At 64.5% G+C, this 18,656-nt stretch carries 16 protein-coding genes; 1 reads left to right on the top strand and 15 read right to left on the bottom strand.

Annotation, left to right across the window (positions count from 1 at the left end):
* Positions 1–226: 226 nt before the first annotated feature.
* Both CFB50_RS00575 and hemE read right to left on the bottom strand, forming a co-directional pair.
* Positions 227–2,488 (bottom strand): primosomal protein N', encoded by a 2,262-nt coding sequence (locus CFB50_RS00575; RefSeq protein ID WP_069246780.1) that lies wholly within the window; start codon positions 2,486–2,488, stop codon positions 227–229.
* Positions 2,489–2,942: 454 nt separating this feature from the next.
* Positions 2,943–4,037 (bottom strand): uroporphyrinogen decarboxylase, encoded by a 1,095-nt coding sequence (gene hemE / locus CFB50_RS00570; RefSeq protein ID WP_306427266.1) that lies wholly within the window; start codon positions 4,035–4,037, stop codon positions 2,943–2,945.
* 149 nt (positions 4,038–4,186) lie between these two features.
* Between hemE and CFB50_RS00565 the strand changes: the two genes are divergently transcribed.
* Entirely contained in the window at positions 4,187–4,987 is an 801-nt protein-coding gene (locus CFB50_RS00565; protein WP_069246778.1) for a transporter substrate-binding domain-containing protein, read from the top strand.
* A 723-nt stretch (positions 4,988–5,710) separates the two neighbouring features.
* Here CFB50_RS00565 and CFB50_RS00555 read toward each other — a convergent pair.
* The 13 genes from CFB50_RS00555 to CFB50_RS00495 form a co-directional block, all read right to left on the bottom strand.
* Positions 5,711–7,438: an AMP-binding protein gene (locus CFB50_RS00555; RefSeq protein WP_069246777.1), complete on the bottom strand. Its 1,728-nt coding sequence runs from the start codon at positions 7,436–7,438 to the stop codon at positions 5,711–5,713.
* Positions 7,439–7,693: 255 nt separating this feature from the next.
* Positions 7,694–8,119 carry a F0F1 ATP synthase subunit epsilon gene (locus tag CFB50_RS00550; protein WP_006477288.1) on the bottom strand — a complete coding sequence of 142 codons (426 nt, stop codon included), beginning with the start codon at positions 8,117–8,119 and terminating at the stop codon, positions 7,694–7,696.
* A gap of 150 nt (positions 8,120–8,269) precedes the next feature.
* On the bottom strand, positions 8,270–9,664 hold the full coding sequence (gene atpD / locus CFB50_RS00545) for a F0F1 ATP synthase subunit beta (RefSeq protein WP_069246775.1): 1,395 nt from the start codon (positions 9,662–9,664) through the stop codon (positions 8,270–8,272).
* A 66-nt stretch (positions 9,665–9,730) separates the two neighbouring features.
* Positions 9,731–10,606, bottom strand: coding sequence for a F0F1 ATP synthase subunit gamma (gene atpG / locus CFB50_RS00540; protein WP_069246774.1), 876 nt, complete (start codon positions 10,604–10,606; stop codon positions 9,731–9,733).
* 69 nt (positions 10,607–10,675) lie between these two features.
* On the bottom strand, positions 10,676–12,217 hold the full coding sequence (gene atpA, locus CFB50_RS00535; RefSeq protein ID WP_021160444.1) for a F0F1 ATP synthase subunit alpha: 1,542 nt from the start codon (positions 12,215–12,217) through the stop codon (positions 10,676–10,678).
* A 44-nt stretch (positions 12,218–12,261) separates the two neighbouring features.
* The gene (locus tag CFB50_RS00530) at positions 12,262–12,801 is read right to left on the bottom strand and encodes a F0F1 ATP synthase subunit delta (RefSeq protein ID WP_069246773.1); all 540 of its coding nucleotides are present in this window, start codon (positions 12,799–12,801) and stop codon (positions 12,262–12,264) included.
* Between the two features lie 2 nt (positions 12,802–12,803).
* On the bottom strand, positions 12,804–13,274 hold the full coding sequence (locus tag CFB50_RS00525) for a F0F1 ATP synthase subunit B (RefSeq protein WP_039351436.1): 471 nt from the start codon (positions 13,272–13,274) through the stop codon (positions 12,804–12,806).
* A 129-nt stretch (positions 13,275–13,403) separates the two neighbouring features.
* On the bottom strand, positions 13,404–13,676 hold the full coding sequence (atpE, locus tag CFB50_RS00520; RefSeq protein ID WP_021160442.1) for a F0F1 ATP synthase subunit C: 273 nt from the start codon (positions 13,674–13,676) through the stop codon (positions 13,404–13,406).
* A gap of 75 nt (positions 13,677–13,751) precedes the next feature.
* Positions 13,752–14,603, bottom strand: coding sequence for a F0F1 ATP synthase subunit A (atpB, locus tag CFB50_RS00515; protein WP_039351439.1), 852 nt, complete (start codon positions 14,601–14,603; stop codon positions 13,752–13,754).
* 109 nt (positions 14,604–14,712) lie between these two features.
* Positions 14,713–15,237, bottom strand: coding sequence for an ATP synthase subunit I (locus tag CFB50_RS00510; RefSeq protein WP_069246772.1), 525 nt, complete (start codon positions 15,235–15,237; stop codon positions 14,713–14,715).
* 568 nt (positions 15,238–15,805) lie between these two features.
* Positions 15,806–16,936: an SLC13 family permease gene (locus CFB50_RS00505; protein WP_069246771.1), complete on the bottom strand. Its 1,131-nt coding sequence runs from the start codon at positions 16,934–16,936 to the stop codon at positions 15,806–15,808.
* A gap of 10 nt (positions 16,937–16,946) precedes the next feature.
* Positions 16,947–17,840, bottom strand: coding sequence for a ParB/RepB/Spo0J family partition protein (locus CFB50_RS00500; protein ID WP_069249192.1), 894 nt, complete (start codon positions 17,838–17,840; stop codon positions 16,947–16,949).
* 31 nt (positions 17,841–17,871) lie between these two features.
* Entirely contained in the window at positions 17,872–18,651 is a 780-nt protein-coding gene (locus CFB50_RS00495) for a ParA family protein (RefSeq protein WP_069246770.1), read from the bottom strand.
* Between the last annotated feature and the right edge of the window lie 5 nt (positions 18,652–18,656).

Below are 18,656 nucleotides of genomic sequence, written 5' to 3'. Positions count from 1 at the left end.
GTTGCCCGTGGTCGGAGGATCGGTGTTTTCCCTGATCGGGCCGGTTTGACATGCGTGCGCAACCTTCCGCGGGGGGCGCGGCGGACGAAAACGGGTTGCACTGGGTGCGGCGGGAGGCGAGGCGCCCGGGCGCGGCCGGGCGGCAAGAGACGGTTCGGGGGTACCCGACCCGGTGGCGGGGGGGCAACGCAGCGGCACGCAGCGCGGCGGCTGCATGTCGCGCCGCTCAGATATCCAGCGGATCGACCTCGACGCTCCACCGCAGCACGCCCTTCAGCGCGCGCAGCTCGGGCTGCCATGCGCGCAGCGCATGCTGCAGCGCCGCCCGCGATGCGCTTTCGAGCAGCAACTGCGCGCGATGCACGTTCGCGACCTTGACGATCGTCATCGGCACCGCGTCGTAGACGGTCACGCGGTCGGCCCCCGGCAGCCCCGGCAACGCGGCCGCGGCTTGAAGGAGGAACGCGAGCGCCGCGTCCAGCGTGCGCCCTTCGGCGCGCAGCAGCGCCTGGTAGACGAACGGCGGCAGGTGCGCGTCGCGGCGCTCGCCGAGTGTCGAATTCGCGAAGCCGACGTAATCCTGCCGCCCGAGCGCGTGGTACAGCGCATGACGCGGGTAACGCGTCTGCACGAGCACTTCGCCCGGCAGCCCGGCGCGCCCCGCACGGCCGCTCACCTGCATCAGCTGCGCGAACAGCCGTTCGCTCGCGCGGAAGTCGTGCGAGAACAGCGCGGTATCCGCATTGAGCACGCCGACGAGCGACACGCGCTGGAAATCGTGCCCCTTCGCGATCATCTGTGTGCCGACGAGGATGTCCACCTCGCCCGCATGCACATCGGAAAAGAGCGCCTGCGCGCTGCCCTTGCGGCGCGTGCTGTCCGCGTCGATCCGCAGCACGCGCGCGCCCGGCACGGCTTCGGCGAGCGCCTCCTCGATGCGTTGCGTGCCGCGCCCGAGCGGCGCGATGTCGACGTTCCCGCACTCGGGACACGACCGCGGAATGCGCGATTCCCAGCCGCAGTGATGGCAGCGCAGCGCGTGCTCGGGCTTGTGCAGCACGACGTACGCGCTGCAGCGCGGGCAGCCGGCGACCCAGCCGCAAGCGTCGCACGCGAGCTGCGGCGCGTAGCCGCGCCGGTTCAGGAACACGAGGCTCTGTTCGCCGCGCTCGAGCCGCGCCTTCAGCGCCGCGACGAGCGGCCCCGACAGCCCGCCCATCGACGCGCGCCCGCGCCGCCGCTCCTCTTCGAGGTCGATCAGCCGCACGGTCGGCAGCGTCGCGTCGGCCACCGCGCGGCGCGACAGCGTGAGCCGCGTGTAGCGGCCCTGCTCGGCCTGCCACCAGCTTTCGAGCGACGGCGTCGCCGAGCCGAGCACGACCGTGATGCCGAGCTGCTTCGCGCGCCACACGGCGAGGTCGCGCGCCGAATAACGCAGCCCTTCCTGCTGCTTGTACGCGGGCTCGTGCTCCTCGTCGACGACGATCAGCGCGAGCGTCGGCATCGACGCGAGCACCGCGAGGCGCGTGCCGAGCACGATCTGCGCGCGGCCCGTATGCGCGGCGAGCCAGTTGCGCGCACGCTCGCCCTCGGCGAGCCCGCTGTGCAGCGTGACGATCGCGTCGTCGGCGAGCGCACCCGCGAAGCGCGCGCGAAACGCGGCCTCGAACTGCGGCGTCAGGTTGATTTCAGGGACGAGCACAAGCGCCTGCGCATCCGGCCGCGCGTCGAGCAGTGACGCGAGCGCATGCAGATAGACCTCGGTCTTGCCGCTGCCGGTCACGCCGTGCAGCAGGAACGGCGCGAAGCCCTGCGCGGCGCGAATCGCGTCGAGCGCCTCGGCCTGCTGGTCCGTGAGCGCCGGCGGCACAGTTCGTCCACCGGCTGCCAACAGGTTATCCACAGCTTTGGGCACAGGCGCATCGGCCCAGCCGATCTCCTCGACATCGACCCAGCCGCGCGCCGCCCAATCGTCGAGCGTGGCCGCCGCCTTCGGGTGGAGCGCACGCGCCTCGGGCAGCGCCAGCGAGCCGGTGTCGACCAGCGCCTGCGCGAGCCGACGCAGCGCGGCCCCGCGCGCGGGTAACGCATCGGGCAGCGCCGCGCGGCCGGCTTCCGTCGGCCGGTAACGCACCTCGGGCGCGAGCAGCCGCCCCCAGCGCCCGGCATCGCGCAGCGCCTGCGGCAGCGCCGGCAGCGCGACCTCGCCACGCCCGCGCTGGTAGTAATCCGCGGCGAACGATACGAGCGCGAGCCAGTCCGGCGACAACGGCGGCAGGTCGGTGCAGATCGCGTCGATCGCGCGCAGCCGCGACGGCGGCACGTCGGTGTGAGTCGTCACTTCGCAGACGAGCCCGACGGCCTGCCGCTTGCCGAACGGCACCTGCACGAGCGTGCCGGGCCCCGGCGCCGGTTGCGCGTCGCAGCGGTAGTCGAACAGGGTGGCGAGCGGATGGTCGAGCGCGACGCGCAAATAGGTACCGCTCATCCCCGCGCTCCGGCGGCGGCATGCGCCGCATGGGCATGGGCGGCCGACATCCGCGCCCGCATCGGGGCAGCGAACTTAAAGTAAAACTTCAGATTCGGCGCTAAGTTTTGGATTCGCATTAGGAATCGCCGTATACCCTGCCCAGCCTGTGGATAACTTTGTTGAGAACTCGGCGCTCACTGGCCGCAACGCGCGCGGGGCCGTGCTTTGCGCTGATTTTCGCCGCGTGTTGCGGTGCCCCGCGGAGCCTTATGCCATAAGGCTGCTATTCAAATTACCGAACCATAGCGAGACAAATTGACCGATACAGGGCTCTACCGCGCTGCAACGTGGAAAATGTGTATAAGTCAAGTCTTGACAAGCACTGAATCGGCAACCGGTGGACGGTTGCGCCCTGTTTAGTGCCGGTAGCGAAACGCTGTCATCCCGCAGTGCAGCATGACAGCGCTTGCGTTCAGCCGGCGGCTCCGCTACGGATCGCGCGGCTGTGGCGATGCACTTCGTCGACGAGTTCGGCGACGTGATCGGGCGACGTGAACTGCGAAATGCCGTGCCCGAGGTTGAATACGTGGCCCGGATGGTTGCCATAGCTGTCGAGCACCGCGCGCGCCTGCTCGCGCACCGCGGCCGGCGGCGCAAACAGGATCGTCGGGTCGAGGTTGCCCTGCAGCGCGACCTTGCCCGCGACGCGCTCGCGCGCCTTGCCGAGGTTGACCGTCCAGTCGAGCCCGACCGCGTCGACGCCGGTCGCCGCGATCTCCTCGAGCCACAGGCCACCGCCCTTCGTGAACGTGATCACCGGCACGCGCTCGCCGTCGTGCTCGCGCTTGAGCTGCGAGACCACGCGGCGGATGTAGTCCAGCGAGAAGCGCTGGTACGCGCCGTCCGCCAGCGCGCCACCCCACGTATCGAAGATCATCACGGCCTGCGCGCCCGCTTCGATCTGCGCGTTCAGGTACGCGGCGACCGCCTGCGCGTTCACGTCGAGGATCCGGTGCATCAGGTCGGGGCGCGAATACGCCATCGACTTCACCGTGCGGAAATCGTCCGACCCGCCGCCTTCGACCATGTAGCACGCGAGCGTCCACGGGCTGCCCGAAAAACCGATCAGCGGCACGCGCTGGCGGCCCTGAGCGTCGGTGAGCGCGCGACGGATCTCGCGCACGGCCCCCGTCACGTAGCCGAGCGTCTCTTCGATGTCCGGCACCGCGAGCTTCGCGACGTCGGCCTCGGTACGCACCGGATGCGCGAACTTCGGCCCTTCGCCGACCTGGAAGTCGAGGCCGAGCCCCATCGCGTCCGGAATCGTCAGGATGTCCGAGAACAGGATCGCGGCGTCGAGCGGAAAGCGCTCGAGCGGCTGCAGCGTCACTTCGGTCGCGTAGTCGGGATTCTTTGCGAGACCGAGGAAGCTGCCGGCGCGCGCGCGCGTCGCGTTGTATTCGGGCAGGTAGCGGCCGGCCTGGCGCATCAGCCAGATCGGCGTGTAGTCGGTCGGCTCGCGCAGAAGCGCACGCAGGAAGGTGTCGTTGAGCAGGGTATGGGCCACGGTAGGAGCGACGATGCGAGAGCAAAGCGGCATTTTACCGGACAGCCGCCCTCAGGCTGCGCATGCCGACGCGATGGCGGCCATATGACGCGCGCGATGGCTCCGTTATGATCGGACGCTCATATCGAACGAAACGAAGGAGGAGACCAATGAAGACACTCGCCACGCTCGCCGCCGCCACGTTGCTTTGCTGCGCCGCCGCGCACGCGCAGACCGGCGCGGGCGCCGCTGCCGCCGCACCGGGCGCCGGCTCGCGGCTCGACGACGTGCTCTCGCGCGGCACGCTGCGCGTGTGCACGACCGGCGACTACAAGCCGTATTCGTACTACCGCGCGGACGGCCGCTTCGAGGGCATCGACATCGACATGGCCGAATCGCTCGCGAAGTCGCTCGGCGTGAAGACCGACTACGTGAAGACCAGCTGGCCGAACCTGACCGGCGATTTCGTCGCGAAATGCGACATCGCGGTGGGCGGCGTGTCGACGACGCTCGAGCGCCAGAAGCGCGTGTTCTTCACGCAGCCTTATGTGGTCGACGGCAAGACGCCGATCGTGCGCTGCGCGGACGCCGACAAATACCAGACCGTCGCGCAGATCGACCGGCCGGAAACGCGCGTGATCGTGAACCCGGGCGGCACCAACGAGCGTTTCGCGAAGCAGTATTTCACGCACGCAAACCTCACCGTCTATCCGGACAACGTAACGATCTTCAAGCAGATCCTCGCCGGCAAGGCAGACGTGATGGTGACAGATGCGTCCGAGACGCTGCTGCAGCAAAAGCTGAATCCGGGCCTGTGCTCGGTGCATCCGGACAAGCCGTTCCAGTTCGGCGAAAAAGCGTACATGGTGCCGCGCGGCGACGTCGCGTTCCAGCAGTACGTCGATCAGTGGCTGCATCTCGCGCTGTCGACCGGCGAATACCAGGCGATTTCGGATAAATGGCTGAAGTAAGCAGGCTCGTGCGTGGCGGCCGATAGCGGACATCGACCCCGCGTCCGCCGCCCGCAAAAGTCGCTTGTGCGGCGGTGGCCCAATCGCCGCCGTTACACTTCGGTGCAGCGCGCCGACGCCCGGAAAATCGCCCCGAAGCCACCGAATTGGCCGAACGGCCGACTTCCGCGCATGCCAATCACGTTTCAAAATCTTTCTGACGAATGAATCGTCATGCGCGGTATCGGCCGAAAGGCGCATTTTCTCGCGTGCAAATCGGCAATTCGTCGAGCCTGGTACGCATGAAAAACGCATCTTGCGCATGCGCTGAAAACGCTGCGGAAAATATGGGTAAAAATGACCTTTTTCGACCCTTCAAAAACAGCAAAAAATCCCGGAAAGCCTTATCTGGCGGGCGTTACAACCTGAAACACTTTGTTACCGCGAGGGGTCATTAATTCGCCCACAATGGCCTCAACGGTTTCAACACGGATGCGGTCTCGTGTGCCAAGTGTGAGCGGACGCGAAGCGCTGCGAGCCAGTCGGTCACGTACCGAAGCCCTTCCGAGGGGCATCCCTGTTGGAGTCGTTTCCGGCCCCCCGCCGGACTCGGTTTCATCTTTGGTCTCCTCGCGCTAACCCCGTAGCGTGTGGTTTTTAGCGGGCTAATAAGCCCGCTTTTTTTCGTCCATCGAAAGTGCAACGGCCCGCAGGCCGCCGCGTTGTTCCCGCCTTCATGCCGCGCTATGCGGTCTTCTGCACGTCGAGCTTCAGCTCCTCGATCATCCGGTCGCGCATCACGAACTTCTGCACCTTGCCCGTCACCGTCATCGGCAGCTCGTCGACGAAGCGGATGTAGCGCGGGATCTTGTAGTGCGCGATCTGCCCGTTGCAGAACGCACGCACGTCGTCCTCGGTCATCTGCTCGTCCGCGCGCAGCACGATCCACGCGCACAGCTCCTCGCCGTACTTCGCATCGGGCACACCGAATACCTGCGCGCTCTGGATCTTCGGATGCCGAAACAGGAATTCCTCGATCTCGCGCGGGTAGACGTTCTCGCCGCCGCGAATCACCATGTCCTTTAGCCGGCCGACGATGTTGCAGTAGCCGTCCGCATCGAGCGTCGCGAGGTCGCCCGTGTGCATCCAGCCGTCCACCAGCACCTCGCGCGTCTTCGCGTCGTCGTCCCAGTAGCCGAGCATCACCGAATAGCCCTTCGTGCACAGCTCGCCCGTCGTGCCGACCGGAACGATATTGCCGGCCGGATCGACGATCTTCACTTCGAGATGCGGCTGGATGCGGCCCACCGTCGTCGTGCGCTTTTCCAGCGGATCGTCGGTCGAGCTCTGGAACGACACGGGGCTCGTTTCCGTCATCCCGTACGCGATCGTGATCTCCGACAGATGCATCTGCGACACGACGCGCTTCATCGTCTCGATCGGGCACGGCGAGCCGGCCATGATCCCGGTGCGCAGCGTCGACAGGTCGAACTTCGCGAACTCGGGATGATCGAGTTCGGCGATGAACATCGTCGGCACGCCGTGCAGTGCGGTGCAGCGCTCGTCGGCCACCGCCGCGAGCGTCGCGACCGGGTCGAACGCTTCGCCGGGGAACACCATCGCCGCGCCCTTCGACACGCACGCGAGCACGGCCAGCACCATCCCGAAGCAGTGATATAGCGGCACCGGGATGCACAGCGTGTCCTGCTCGGTAAAACGCATCGCCGTCGCGATCGAGCGCCCGTTGTTGACGACGTTGCGGTGCGTGAGCGTCGCGCCCTTCGGGCTGCCGGTCGTGCCGCTGGTGAACTGGATGTTGATCGGCTCGTTGGCCGCGAGCGTCGCGTCGATCGCATCGAGCAATGCGGGATCGACGGCCTGGCGGCCGCGCGCCATCAGGTCCGCGAAGCGGAACATGCCGGCGGGCGCGACGTCGCCCATCGACACGACCGTGCGCAGGCTCGGCACGCGCGCCGCATGCAGGTCGCCCGGCGTCGCGGTCGCGAGCTCCGGCGCGATGGTCTGCAGCATCTCGACGTACGCGGACGTCTTGAAGCGCTCGGCGGCGATCACGGCCTTGCAGCCGACCTTGTTCAGCGCGTATTCGAGCTCCGACAGCCGGTAGGCCGGATTGATGTTGACGAGCACCGCGCCGATCCGCGCGGTGGCGAACTGCGTGAGCAGCCATTCGCTGCGGTTCGGCGACCAGATGCCGACGCGATCGCCCTTCACGATGCCGAGCGAGGCCAGGCCCGCGGCCAGCACGTCGACCTCGTTCGCGAACTCGCGCCAGGTCCAGCGCACCTGCTGCTCGCGGAACACGACGGCCGGACGATCGGGAAAGCGCCCGGCCGTGTCGAGCAGGAACCGGCCGATCGTCGCTTCGGAGAGCGGCACGTCGGTCGTGCCGCGCACGTACGACAAGCCGTTTTCGGGCGCGATCAGCGCGCCCACGCCAAGGTCTGCTGCCATGAATGTCTCCGTCCTTTTTGTCTGGTCGGCCTGCACGCGCCTTCGGCGCCCGCCTCCGCCGCGCACTCGCGACGAACAGCCTCCACACCGATGATGACGCGCGCGGCTGACGATACTCTGACAGCAAATCGCGGCGGACGGATGAAATAGCACGACCGGACGGTATGATCCGGCACGCAAAAAAACAGACGAAAACGACGGACGAAAAAAAAGCAGCCCGAAGGCTGCTTTCTTTCGCGGGATACGCGGCGCGGCTCAGTGCCGGCTGCGGATCTTCGCCAGACGCTGGATCGCCTCGAGCTGCGCCATCGCGGTCGCGAGCTCGGATTGCGCCTTCGCGAGGTCGAGATCCGACTTCGCGTTCTGCAGCGTTTCCTCGGCACGCTTGCGTGCTTCCTCGGCTTTCGCCGCGTCGAGGTCCTTGCCGCGGATCGCGGTATCGGCGAGCACCGTCACGGCGCCCGGCTGCACTTCGAGAATGCCGCCCGCGACGAACACGAATTCGTCGTTGCCGCCCTCGACTTCGATGCGCACCGCACCCGGACGAATCCGCGTGATCAGCGGCGTGTGGCCCGGCAGAATGCCCAGCTCACCCGTTTCGCCCGGCAGCGCGACGAATTTCGCCTCGCCCGAGAAGATCTGCTCTTCCGCGCTGACGACGTCTACTTTGATGGTTGCCATATCGACTCCTGTCGATCGGAGCGGGCGCTTGCGCGCCTGCGCCGATCCCATGCACGGCGGATTGAGCGTGTTGCGGTCGGCGCGACTGGCCGGGATTAACAGTCCGACTGCTAATCCCGACTAGGACGCGCCGTGCGACTCACCCGATCCTTACGAGATCTTCTTGGCCTTTTCGAAGGCTTCGTCGATCGTGCCGACCATGTAGAACGCCTGTTCCGGCAGGTGGTCGCACTCGCCGTCGACGATCATCTTGAAGCCGCGGATCGTTTCCTTCAGCGGCACGTACTTGCCCGGCGAGCCCGTGAACACTTCAGCAACGTGGAACGGCTGCGACAGGAAACGCTGGATCTTACGCGCACGTGCGACCGACAGCTTGTCTTCCGGCGACAGTTCGTCCATGCCCAGAATCGCGATGATGTCGCGCAGTTCCTTGTAGCGCTGCAGCGTCTGCTGAACGCGACGCGTGATCGTGTAGTGCTCTTCACCGATCACGTTCGGGTCGATCTGGCGCGACGTCGAGTCGAGCGGGTCGACCGCCGGGTAGATACCCAGCGAAGCGATGTCACGCGACAGAACGACGGTTGCGTCCAGGTGGCCGAAGGTCGTAGCCGGCGACGGGTCGGTCAAGTCGTCCGCAGGGACGTACACGGCCTGGACCGACGTAATCGAGCCCTTCTTGGTCGACGTGATGCGCTCTTGCAGCTTGCCCATTTCTTCAGCCAGCGTCGGCTGATAGCCCACTGCCGACGGCATACGGCCGAGCAGTGCCGACACTTCGGTACCGGCCAGCGTGAAACGGTAGATGTTGTCGACGAAGAACAGCACGTCGAGGCCTTCGTCACGGAAGTGCTCGGCCATCGTCAGGCCGGTCAGCGCGACGCGCAGACGGTTGCCCGGCGGCTCGTTCATCTGGCCGTACACCAGCGCGACCTTGTCGAGAACGTTCGAGTCCTTCATTTCGTGGTAGAAGTCGTTCCCTTCACGGGTACGCTCGCCCACGCCCGCGAACACGGAGTAACCACCGTGTTCCTTCGCGATGTTGTTGATGAGCTCCATCATGTTGACGGTCTTGCCCACGCCAGCACCGCCGAACAGGCCAACCTTGCCGCCCTTTGCGAACGGGCAGATCAGGTCGATAACCTTGATACCCGTTTCGAGCAGTTCGGTCGACGGCGACAGTTCGTCGAACGCCGGAGCCTTCTGGTGGATCGAACGCGTCGTTTCGCTTTCGATCGGGCCAGCTTCGTCGATCGGACGGCCGAGCACGTCCATGATTCGGCCGAGGGTCGGCTTGCCGACCGGCACCGAGATCGGCTTTGCCGTGTTCTTCACGGTCAGGCCGCGGCGCAGGCCGTCGGATGCACCCAGACAGATGGTACGGACAACGCCGTCGCCCAGCTGCTGCTGGACTTCGAGGGTCAGTTCCGAGCCATCGAGAATGAGCGCGTCGTAGATCTTCGGCATGCTGTCGCGCGGGAATTCCACGTCGATAACGGCGCCGATGCACTGTACGATCTTGCCTTCTACCAAAGCAGCAGTACTCATCGCTTTTCCTTTAAATACCTGATTCTTTACTCGCGCAAAGGCGCAGTTGTCGTCCCGGGCGCGCGCTTAAACAGCGGCTGCGCCGCCGACGATCTCCGACAGTTCTTTCGTGATCGCGGCCTGACGGCTCTTGTTGTACACGAGCTGCAGTTCGCTGATCACCGTCTTCGCGTTGTCGGACGCGGCCTTCATCGCGACCATGCGCGCCGATTGCTCGGACGCCATGTTTTCCGCGACGGCCTGGTACACCAGCGCCTCGACGTAACGCACGAGCAGTTCGTCGACGACTGCCTGCGCGTCCGGCTCGTAGATGTAGTCCCACGACGTCGCCGGCGTACCGTCATCGGCTTCGAAGTGTTCCGACGACAGCGGCAGCAACTGCTCGATCACGGCTTCCTGCTTCATCGTGTTGACGAAGCGCGTGTAAGCGATATAAACCGCCGACAGCTTGCCTTCCGAGTACAGATCGAGCTGCGTCTTCACGGCGCCGATCAGCTTGTCCAGATGCGGGGTGTCGCCGAGGTGCACGACCTGCGACATCACCTTCGCGCCGAAGCGGTTCAGGAACCCGAGGCCCTTGCTACCGATCGCGGTGGCTTCGACCTTCTGGCCCTTCTCTTCCAGCTCCTTGAACTTCTGCACCGTCGCACGCAGCACGTTGGTGTTCAGACCACCGCACAGCCCCTTGTCCGTCGTGACAAGGATGATGCCGGCCGTCGTCGCGCCTTCGTTCGCCACCATGAACGGGTGGCGGTACTCCGGGTTCGCGCGGCTCATGTGCGCAGCGATGGCACGGACCTTGTCCGCATACGGACGAGCGGCGCGCATGCGTTCCTGCGCGCGGCGCATCTTCGATGCGGCCACCATCTCCATCGCCTTCGTGATCTTGCGCGTGTTCTGCACGCTCTTGATCTTGCCGCGAATTTCCTTCATTCCAGCCATAGCTTGCTCCTTGACCGAAGCGGCGCGGGCGCATCAGCACCCGCGCGGCCTCAGTGTGTCACTCGCGGATCAATAGGCACCGGACTTCTTGAAGGATTCGATCGCCGAGCGCAGTGCGCCTTCGTCGTCCTTCGAGAGATCCTTGGTGTCTTCGATGCGCTTGATGAGGTCAGCGTGGCTGGTCTTCAGGTTTTCGCGCAGGCCCTTCTCGAACGACAGCACTTGCTTGACGTCGAGATCGTCGAGGTAGCCGTTGTTTGCGGCGTACAGCGACACGGCCAGTTCCCAGACCTGCAGCGGCTGGTACTGCGGCTGCTTCAGCAGTTCCGTCACCCGGCGGCCGCGCTCGAGCTGCTTGCGGGTCGCTTCGTCGAGGTCCGATGCGAACTGGGCGAATGCCGCCAGTTCACGATACTGCGCGAGGTCGGTACGGATACCGCCCGACAGCTTCTTCACGACCTTCGTCTGAGCGGCGCCACCGACTCGCGACACCGACACGCCGGCGTTGATTGCCGGGCGGATGCCTGCGTTGAACAGGTCGGTTTCCAGGAAGATCTGGCCGTCGGTAATCGAGATCACGTTCGTCGGAACGAACGCGGTCACGTCGCCAGCCTGCGTTTCGATGACCGGCAGTGCCGTCAGCGAACCGCTCTTGCCCTTCACTTCGCCGTTGGTGAACTTCTCGACGTACTCTTCCGACACGCGAGCAGCCCGCTCGAGCAGACGCGAGTGGAGATAGAACACGTCACCCGGGTACGCTTCACGGCCCGGCGGGCGGCGCAGCAGCAGCGAGATCTGACGGTATGCCCAGGCTTGCTTGGTCAAGTCGTCATAAATGATCAGCGCATCTTGGCCGCGGTCGCGGAAGTATTCGCCCATCGTGCAGCCGGCGTACGGTGCGAGGTACTGCATCGCTGCCGAATCCGAAGCCGAAGCGGCGACGACGATCGTGTATTCCATCGCGCCCGTTTCTTCGAGCTTGCGAACCACGTTCATGATCGACGAAGCCTTCTGGCCGATCGCGACGTAGATACAGATCAGGTCCTTGCCCTTCTGGTTGATGATCGCGTCGAGCGCCACCGCGGTCTTGCCGCACTGACGGTCGCCGATGATCAGCTCACGCTGGCCACGGCCGATCGGCACCATTGCGTCGATCGACTTGATGCCCGTCTGCACCGGCTGCGACACCGACTTACGCCAGATCACGCCCGGGGCGATCTTTTCGATCGCGTCGGTCAGCTTGGCGTTGACCGGGCCCTTGCCGTCGATCGGGTTGCCGAGCGCATCGACCACACGGCCGACGAGTTCCGGACCAACCGGGACTTCGAGAATGCGGCCCGTCGTCTTGACGATGTCGCCTTCCGAGATGTGTTCGTATTCGCCGAGAATCACCGCGCCGACCGAGTCGCGCTCGAGGTTCAGCGCGAGGCCGAACGTGTTGCCCGGAAACTCGAGCATTTCGCCCTGCATCACGTCCGACAGGCCGTGGATACGCACGATACCGTCGGTCACGGAGATCACGGTGCCCTGGTTGCGAACGTCTGCGCTCGCTTCAAGGCCCTGGATCCGGCTCTTGATCAGCTCGCTGATCTCAGAGGGATTGAGTTGCATTATTCGCTCCTGATAGTCAATTCTGTTGCGTGCCGGCGTGGCGCTCAGGCGGTCAACGCAGCCTGCATCGATGCGAGGCGCGCGCGAACCGAGGTGTCGAGCACTTCGTCGCCGACCGTCACGCGCACGCCGCCAATCAGCGACGAATCGACTGCGACCGTCGGTTTCAGCTTGCGCTTGAACTTGCGTTCGAGGCCCGAGACGAGACTCTCGAGATCCGTGCCGTTCAGCGGGAACGCGCTCACGATCTCGGCGTCGGCTGCACCTTCACGTTCGTTCTTGAGCGCCTCGAACTGCTCGGCGATTTCCGGCAGCAGCGCGATGCGATGATTGTCGACCAGCATCTGCACGAAGTTCTTCGCTTCGGCGCCAGCTCCGAGCGGCGACTTCACCGCAGCAAGCAGCAACTCGGCTACTTGCGTGCGCGTCACCTTCGGGCTCGACGCGACCGACAGGACTTCCGGCAGACGCGCAACCTGGGCCAGCTCTTGCACGAGCGTGGACCAGGCGGCGATGTCACCGCCCTCGGCCACGCGGAACAGCGCTTCTGCGTAAGGGCGGGCGATGGTTGCAAGTTCGGCCATGATCAGAGCTCGGCTTTCAGTTGATTCAGCAGTTGGGCGTGGGCCGTTTGATCGACTTCGCGCTTCAGGATCTGCTCGGCGCCCTTCACGGCCAGCGTAGCGACTTCGCCACGCAGCGCTTCGCGCGCCTTCACGATTTGCTGTTCTGCTTCCGCCTTCGCCTGGGCGATGATGCGGGCGGCTTCAGCCTGGGCGTTGGCCTTGATTTCCTCGGCGACCGCCTGGGCACGCTTTTCAGCGTCGGCGATGCGTTGCTGGCCGTCATTGCGGGCCTGCGCGAGTTCCTGGTCCACGCGCTTGTGCGCTGCGTCGAGTTCTGCCTTGCCCTTCTCGGCGGCGGCGAGGCCGTCGGCGATCTTCTTCGAACGTTCGTCGAGGGCGTTGATCAACGGCGGCCACACGAATTTCATCGTGAACCACGCGAGGACCAGGAACACGACCATTTGCGCAAACAGAGTTGCGTTGAGATTCACGGTGTTTCCTTATCTGCTATTCCGGAAAAATGAAACGGTAAGGCGCTCATCGAGTTGCATTCGATCAGCGCCCCAAGTCTCCGTTCCGCCCTGCGCCGGCTCACGCCGGACGCAAATTTCCGTGGAACCTTAGCCTGCGACGAGCTTCGACAGGAGCGGGTTCGCGAACGCGAACAGCATTGCAACACCCACGCCGATCAGGAATGCCGCGTCGATCAGACCAGCCAGCAGGAACATCTTCGTTTGCAGCGGGTTGATGAGTTCCGGCTGACGTGCGCAGGCTTCGATGTACTTACCACCCATCAGCGCGATACCGATACAGGCGCCGATTGCACCCAGGCCGATGATGATGCCGATACCGATGGCGGTCAGACCCTGGATGTTGGCGATGTAAGCTTGCATGATCACTCCTTTGTGAAAAGACTTGGAACTGAGATTTAAAAAACTAAAACGGAAACTCTTTCTTGCACGCCGCGCTTAGTGCTTGTCGTGCGCCTGGCCGAGATACACCAGCGTCAGCATCATGAAAATGAATGCCTGCAACAGAACAATCAGAATGTGGAAGATTGCCCAGACGCTACCCGCGATCACATGACCAACGAAGCCGAGGAACGTTGCGTCGCCACCGAAGCTCCACATGCTGCCGAGCAGGGCGATCAACAGGAACAACAGCTCACCCGCGTACATGTTGCCGAACAACCGCATACCGAGAGAGACGGTCTTCGCGAGATATTCGACGATGTTGAGCGCGAGGTTCGGGATCCACAGCAGCGGGTGGGCGCCAAACGGTGCCGACAGCAGCTCATGCACAAAGCCGCCCGCGCCCTTGATCTTGATGCTGTAGTAGATCATCAGGACGAACACGCCGAGCGCGATGCCGAGCGTGCCGTTCAGGTCGGCCGTCGGGACGATGCGATGGTGGGAAATCACGTCCGACAGACCGAGCAGGCCGATCACGCGGCCCGGCAGGTCGACGGGGAGGAAGTCGAGGGAGTTCATCAGCGCGACCCACACGAACACCGTGAGTGCGAGCGGAGCGATGAAGGTACGATTGCCGTGAACGATGGCCTTCGATTGGTCTTCGACCATCTCGACGAGCATCTCGATCGCGCACTGGAAACGGCCCGGCACGCCCGACGTCGCCTTGCGGGCAGCCAGACGCAGCAGGAGGATCGTCACGATGCCGCAAACGATCGACCAGAACAGCGTGTCGAGATTCCAGACGTGGATGTCGAAAATCGACGTCTGATGCGAGGTGGAGAAATTCTGCAAGTGGTGCGCAATGTACTCGGACGGATCCGGACCGCGCGTGCCTTCGCTAGCTGCCATATCGTTAATGCCACCCAAATTGTCGAAAATCGTTTTGCCAGTTCCGCAACACGCTATTGCGGGAACGGGCTGGTGCGGTTCGTTGTCGAAACCGCACGCTGCTTGTTCCTTACCGCCAGGCCAGCGCGATCCAGTACGTCTTCAGCACGACGAGGTACGTGACGAGGAACGGCACCCAGTGCACGCCGGACCAGCCGAACGCCACTGCAGTGAACATCCCGATCGTCAGAGCGAGCTTCAGGGCTTCGCCCATCACCCAACTCATCACGGTGGCCGAGCCACCTGCCTTCAGTCGTGCCACGAAAACCGCACTGGGCACCCAGCCAATCGCTCCGCCCAGAAACGCGGATTGCGCAGCGGCACCCGGCGACTTTGAAAACAGCCACCACGCCAGCGTTGCAACCAGGGACAGAACCACTTGCGCGAGCACCACCTTATAGGGGGTCACGCGCGAGGGCTTGCTCACGTTCGGGCCGAACAGCTTTTCGGCTTCTACCCGTGTGAGCGGAACGATGTTGTTATCTTGCTGCTCGGCATCCCAGTCATCATCGAATTCGCGCCGCTCGCCAGCCGCTGAAGCGGTGCGTTGCGTGCGCTGATCATCGTGCCTGTCGTCCGGCGCCTGACCCGCCATCGCAATCTTCCGCAAAATCCTTGAACCCGGCCCCAAGCTTTCTGAAAGCTTTCAGGGGTGCCTAGCTAACAAATCCGGGCGATTGTAAGCGATAGTTGCAAGTGATTCAAGGCTTTAGACGCGACAAAAACCTGCGTAAAACGACGCCTCATCATGTGAAAAAACGGGCGATTCGACGACGTACGATGACAGTTGTAAGGTCGCTTTTTTGCACCGGTATTTCTTGCTCGAAAAAGTCCGGCGACGAGGGAATGTCGAGGAAACGATGCCCGGCGCGGGCGCCGGCGGGGCGGCACGATCACCACCCAGGATCCATGCTGTGACGCGGCTCCGGGCTCGAGCCCAGCACCCAACCCCAAGCAGGCGAAACACTGTGATCACCCGACCGCGCCGGATGCATGAAATCCGGACCGACGCCGATGCAGCGAATTATCCAATCAGTTGTCATGCCACCACAGTCGATCGACTGTGGATTGCGGCACTTATCAACAGCCCCGCACCAGCACGAATGCTGTGCGCCCTCCCCGCCACCCGAATGGCACGCCTGTGCCACACGCATCCACATCGTTCAGCCGTGAACGAGCAGCCACGCGCCGAGTGCCGCGCTGGCGAGCGCGAACGGAATCGAGACCAGGTGGAACGGTAGCCACATGCGCGGCTCCTTCGCGAGACGCACCGCGATCAGGTTCGCCAGCGAGCCGATCGCGAAACCGAATCCGCCGACCGATACGCCAAACGCGAGCGCACGCCAGTCATGCGTGAACTCCGACAGCAGGATCGCGGCCGGCACGTTGCTGATGCCCTGCGACAGCACGGCACCGGCCGCAAAGATGCGCAGCGGTGAATCGAGATTCGCGTGCGCAATCGCGTCATGGACGACGGGCAGCGCAGCCGCGCTGCGCAGCACGACGAACATCAGCACGAAGATCAGCAGCAGCAGCCAGTCGATCTTCAGGACTGCGTGACGTTTGACGACGAGCAGCACGATCGCGACGGCAAGCAGGCCCGGCAGCGGATGGTGCGCATCGGCGAGCAGCACGAAGGCCGCGAACAGCACCGCCGCGATCAGCGCGTGCATGCGTTGTACGGGAATGGCGACGACGTCGCCGGACAGGTCGAGCGGTTTCGCGCGAAACGCGCACGCGGTCAGCACGAGCAGCAGCGCCATCAGCGCGATCGCGAGCGGCCCGAGCGTGACCACGAAACGGCCGAACGACACGCCGCTCAATTGCCACAGGAAAAGATTCTGGGGATTGCCGAGCGGCGTCGCGACGGACCCCGCGTTGACGGCCAGCGCGACGACGATCACGAGCCGCCGGAACGGCAGTGGCGTCAGCGCACGCAGCGACACCATCAGCGGCACGACGACGAACAGCGCGACATCGTTGGTGAGCCACATCGACAGCAGCGCGGCGAACCCGACGAGCAGCATCGCGAGCCCGCGTTCGGAGTGCACGTGATGCACGATGCGGTGTGCGAGCCACATCAGGCAGCCGGACAACTCGAGCGCCTTGGTCAGCATCAGCAGGCCCGCGAGCGTCGCAACCGTCTGCCAGTCGACACGATCGGCCAATACGGAAAATGGTTGCGGACGCACCCATTGCAGCACAATCAGCCCAAGCACGAGCACCGATAGCACGGGTTCCTGCGCAAGCCACCCCAACCACCGGCGCGGCGCCGGTGCGCTCGTCTCCGCCATGCGCCGCCCTTTACTCTTCGGTTGCGACGTTGCCGCGCAGTCGCACGAGAATGCCTTCGAGTGCGTCGAGGTTGCCGAAGTCGATCGTCACCTGCCCTCGCCCGCGGCGGCCGAGCTTGATCTTCACCGTCGACGCGAGCAGGTCGGACAACTCCTCCTCGAGACGGCGCGTATCGCGACCGCCATCGTCCTTCGCACGCGCCTTCACGGCCGGCACTTCCTTCGTCGTGTGCGCGACGAGCTTCTCGGTCTCACGCACCGACATGCGCTTGTTGACGACCTGATGGGCAAGCGTGATCTGCGTGGCCGCATCGACGGCGAGCAGCGCGCGCGCATGCCCCATGTCGAGATCACCGGCCAGCAGCATCGTCTGTACCGGCGAAGCCAGGTTCAGCAGACGCAGCAGGTTCGATACCGCGCTGCGCGAACGGCCGACCGATTCGGCCGCCTGTTCGTGCGTGAAACCGAACTCGTCGAGCAGGCGCTGGATACCGTGCGCTTCTTCAAGCGGGTTCAGGTCCTCGCGCTGGATGTTCTCGATCAGCGCCATCGCCGCGGCAGCCTGATCCGATACGTCCTTCACGAGCACCGGCACTTCATCGAGGCCCGCCAGGCGCGCCGCGCGGAAGCGGCGCTCGCCGGCGATGATCTCGTATTTGTCTGATGAAATGGGCCGTACCAGGATCGGCTGCATCACGCCCTGTGCGCGAATGCTTGCCGCGAGCTCCTGCAGGCTGCCTTCGTCCATCCGCGTGCGCGGCTGGTACTTGCCGGCCTGCAGCTTGCCGAGCGCGAGCGTGTTCGGTGCCCCTTCGATCTTCACCGCTTCGGTGATATCGGCACTGCCGCCGAGCAGCGCTTCGAGGCCACGTCCCAAGCCCTTCTTCTTTGGTACCGCGTTCATGTCTTTCTTCCTCGCTTCGCTCATGTCCGTATCACGACACCTCGAACGCACGCACGCGCTCGATCATCTCGGCACCGAACTGGATATACGCCTGCGCACCGCGCGAGCTGCGATCGAACACGACGCCCGGCAACCCGTAACTCGGCGCTTCCGCCAAACGCACGTTGCGCGGAATCACCGCATCGAACACCTTGTCGCCGAAGTGCGCTTTCAGTTGATCGGAGACTTGCTGCTGCAGCGTGATGCGCGGATCGAACATCACGCGCAGCAAGCCGATGATCTTCAGGTCGCGATTCATGTTCGCGTGAACCTGCTTGATCGTGTTGACGAGGTCCGACAACCCTTCCAGTGCGAAGTACTCGCACTGCATCGGAATCACGACGCCGTGCGCCGCGCATAGCCCGTTCAGCGTCAGCAGCGACAGCGTCGGCGGACAGTCGATCAGCACGAAGTCGTAGTCGTCGGACACGCGCTCGAGCGCCGCCTTCAGCCGGCGCTCGCGGTTGTCGATGCTGATCAGTTCGATCTCGGCACCGGACAGCTCGCGATTCGCGGGCAGCACGTCGTAAGTGACACCGTCCGGACGGATGCGCGCGTCGGTCACCGACACGCCGTCGACCAGCACCTCGTACACGGTCGCTTCGCAAGCAGCCTTGTCGATCCCGCTGCCCATCGTCGCGTTACCCTGCGGGTCGAGATCGATCAGCAGGACTCGTTGCTCCTGCGCTGCAAGGCTTGCGGCGAGATTGACCGATGTCGTCGTCTTGCCGACGCCCCCCTTCTGGTTCGCAACGCAGAAGATCTTTGCCATCGTTG

The organism is Burkholderia sp. AU33423 (assembly GCF_002223135.1).
GTDB lineage: Bacteria > Pseudomonadota > Gammaproteobacteria > Burkholderiales > Burkholderiaceae > Burkholderia > Burkholderia lata_D.
This window is presented reverse-complemented; position numbering and strand designations above follow the sequence as displayed.

What these genes read in the sequence shown, in the direction of transcription:
- CFB50_RS00500 (WP_069249192.1), bottom strand. Translation starts at nt 17,840, where the DNA reads ATGAACGCGGTACCAAAGAAGAAGGGCTTGGGACGTGGCCTCGAAGCG.
- CFB50_RS00555 (WP_069246777.1), bottom strand. Translation starts at nt 7,438, where the DNA reads ATGGCAGCAGACCTTGGCGTGGGCGCGCTGATCGCGCCCGAAAACGGC.
- atpB (WP_039351439.1), bottom strand. Translation starts at nt 14,603, where the DNA reads ATGGCAGCTAGCGAAGGCACGCGCGGTCCGGATCCGTCCGAGTACATT.
- CFB50_RS00550 (WP_006477288.1), bottom strand. Translation starts at nt 8,119, where the DNA reads ATGGCAACCATCAAAGTAGACGTCGTCAGCGCGGAAGAGCAGATCTTC.
- CFB50_RS00505 (WP_069246771.1), bottom strand. Translation starts at nt 16,936, where the DNA reads ATGGCGGAGACGAGCGCACCGGCGCCGCGCCGGTGGTTGGGGTGGCTT.
- CFB50_RS00565 (WP_069246778.1), top strand. Translation starts at nt 4,187, where the DNA reads ATGAAGACACTCGCCACGCTCGCCGCCGCCACGTTGCTTTGCTGCGCC.
- atpE (WP_021160442.1), bottom strand. Translation starts at nt 13,676, where the DNA reads ATGCAAGCTTACATCGCCAACATCCAGGGTCTGACCGCCATCGGTATC.
- atpD (WP_069246775.1), bottom strand. Translation starts at nt 9,664, where the DNA reads ATGAGTACTGCTGCTTTGGTAGAAGGCAAGATCGTACAGTGCATCGGC.
- CFB50_RS00530 (WP_069246773.1), bottom strand. Translation starts at nt 12,801, where the DNA reads ATGGCCGAACTTGCAACCATCGCCCGCCCTTACGCAGAAGCGCTGTTC.
- CFB50_RS00510 (WP_069246772.1), bottom strand. Translation starts at nt 15,237, where the DNA reads ATGGCGGGTCAGGCGCCGGACGACAGGCACGATGATCAGCGCACGCAA.
- atpG (WP_069246774.1), bottom strand. Translation starts at nt 10,606, where the DNA reads ATGGCTGGAATGAAGGAAATTCGCGGCAAGATCAAGAGCGTGCAGAAC.
- CFB50_RS00495 (WP_069246770.1), bottom strand. Translation starts at nt 18,651, where the DNA reads ATGGCAAAGATCTTCTGCGTTGCGAACCAGAAGGGGGGCGTCGGCAAG.
- CFB50_RS00575 (WP_069246780.1), bottom strand. Translation starts at nt 2,488, where the DNA reads ATGAGCGGTACCTATTTGCGCGTCGCGCTCGACCATCCGCTCGCCACC.
- atpA (WP_021160444.1), bottom strand. Translation starts at nt 12,217, where the DNA reads ATGCAACTCAATCCCTCTGAGATCAGCGAGCTGATCAAGAGCCGGATC.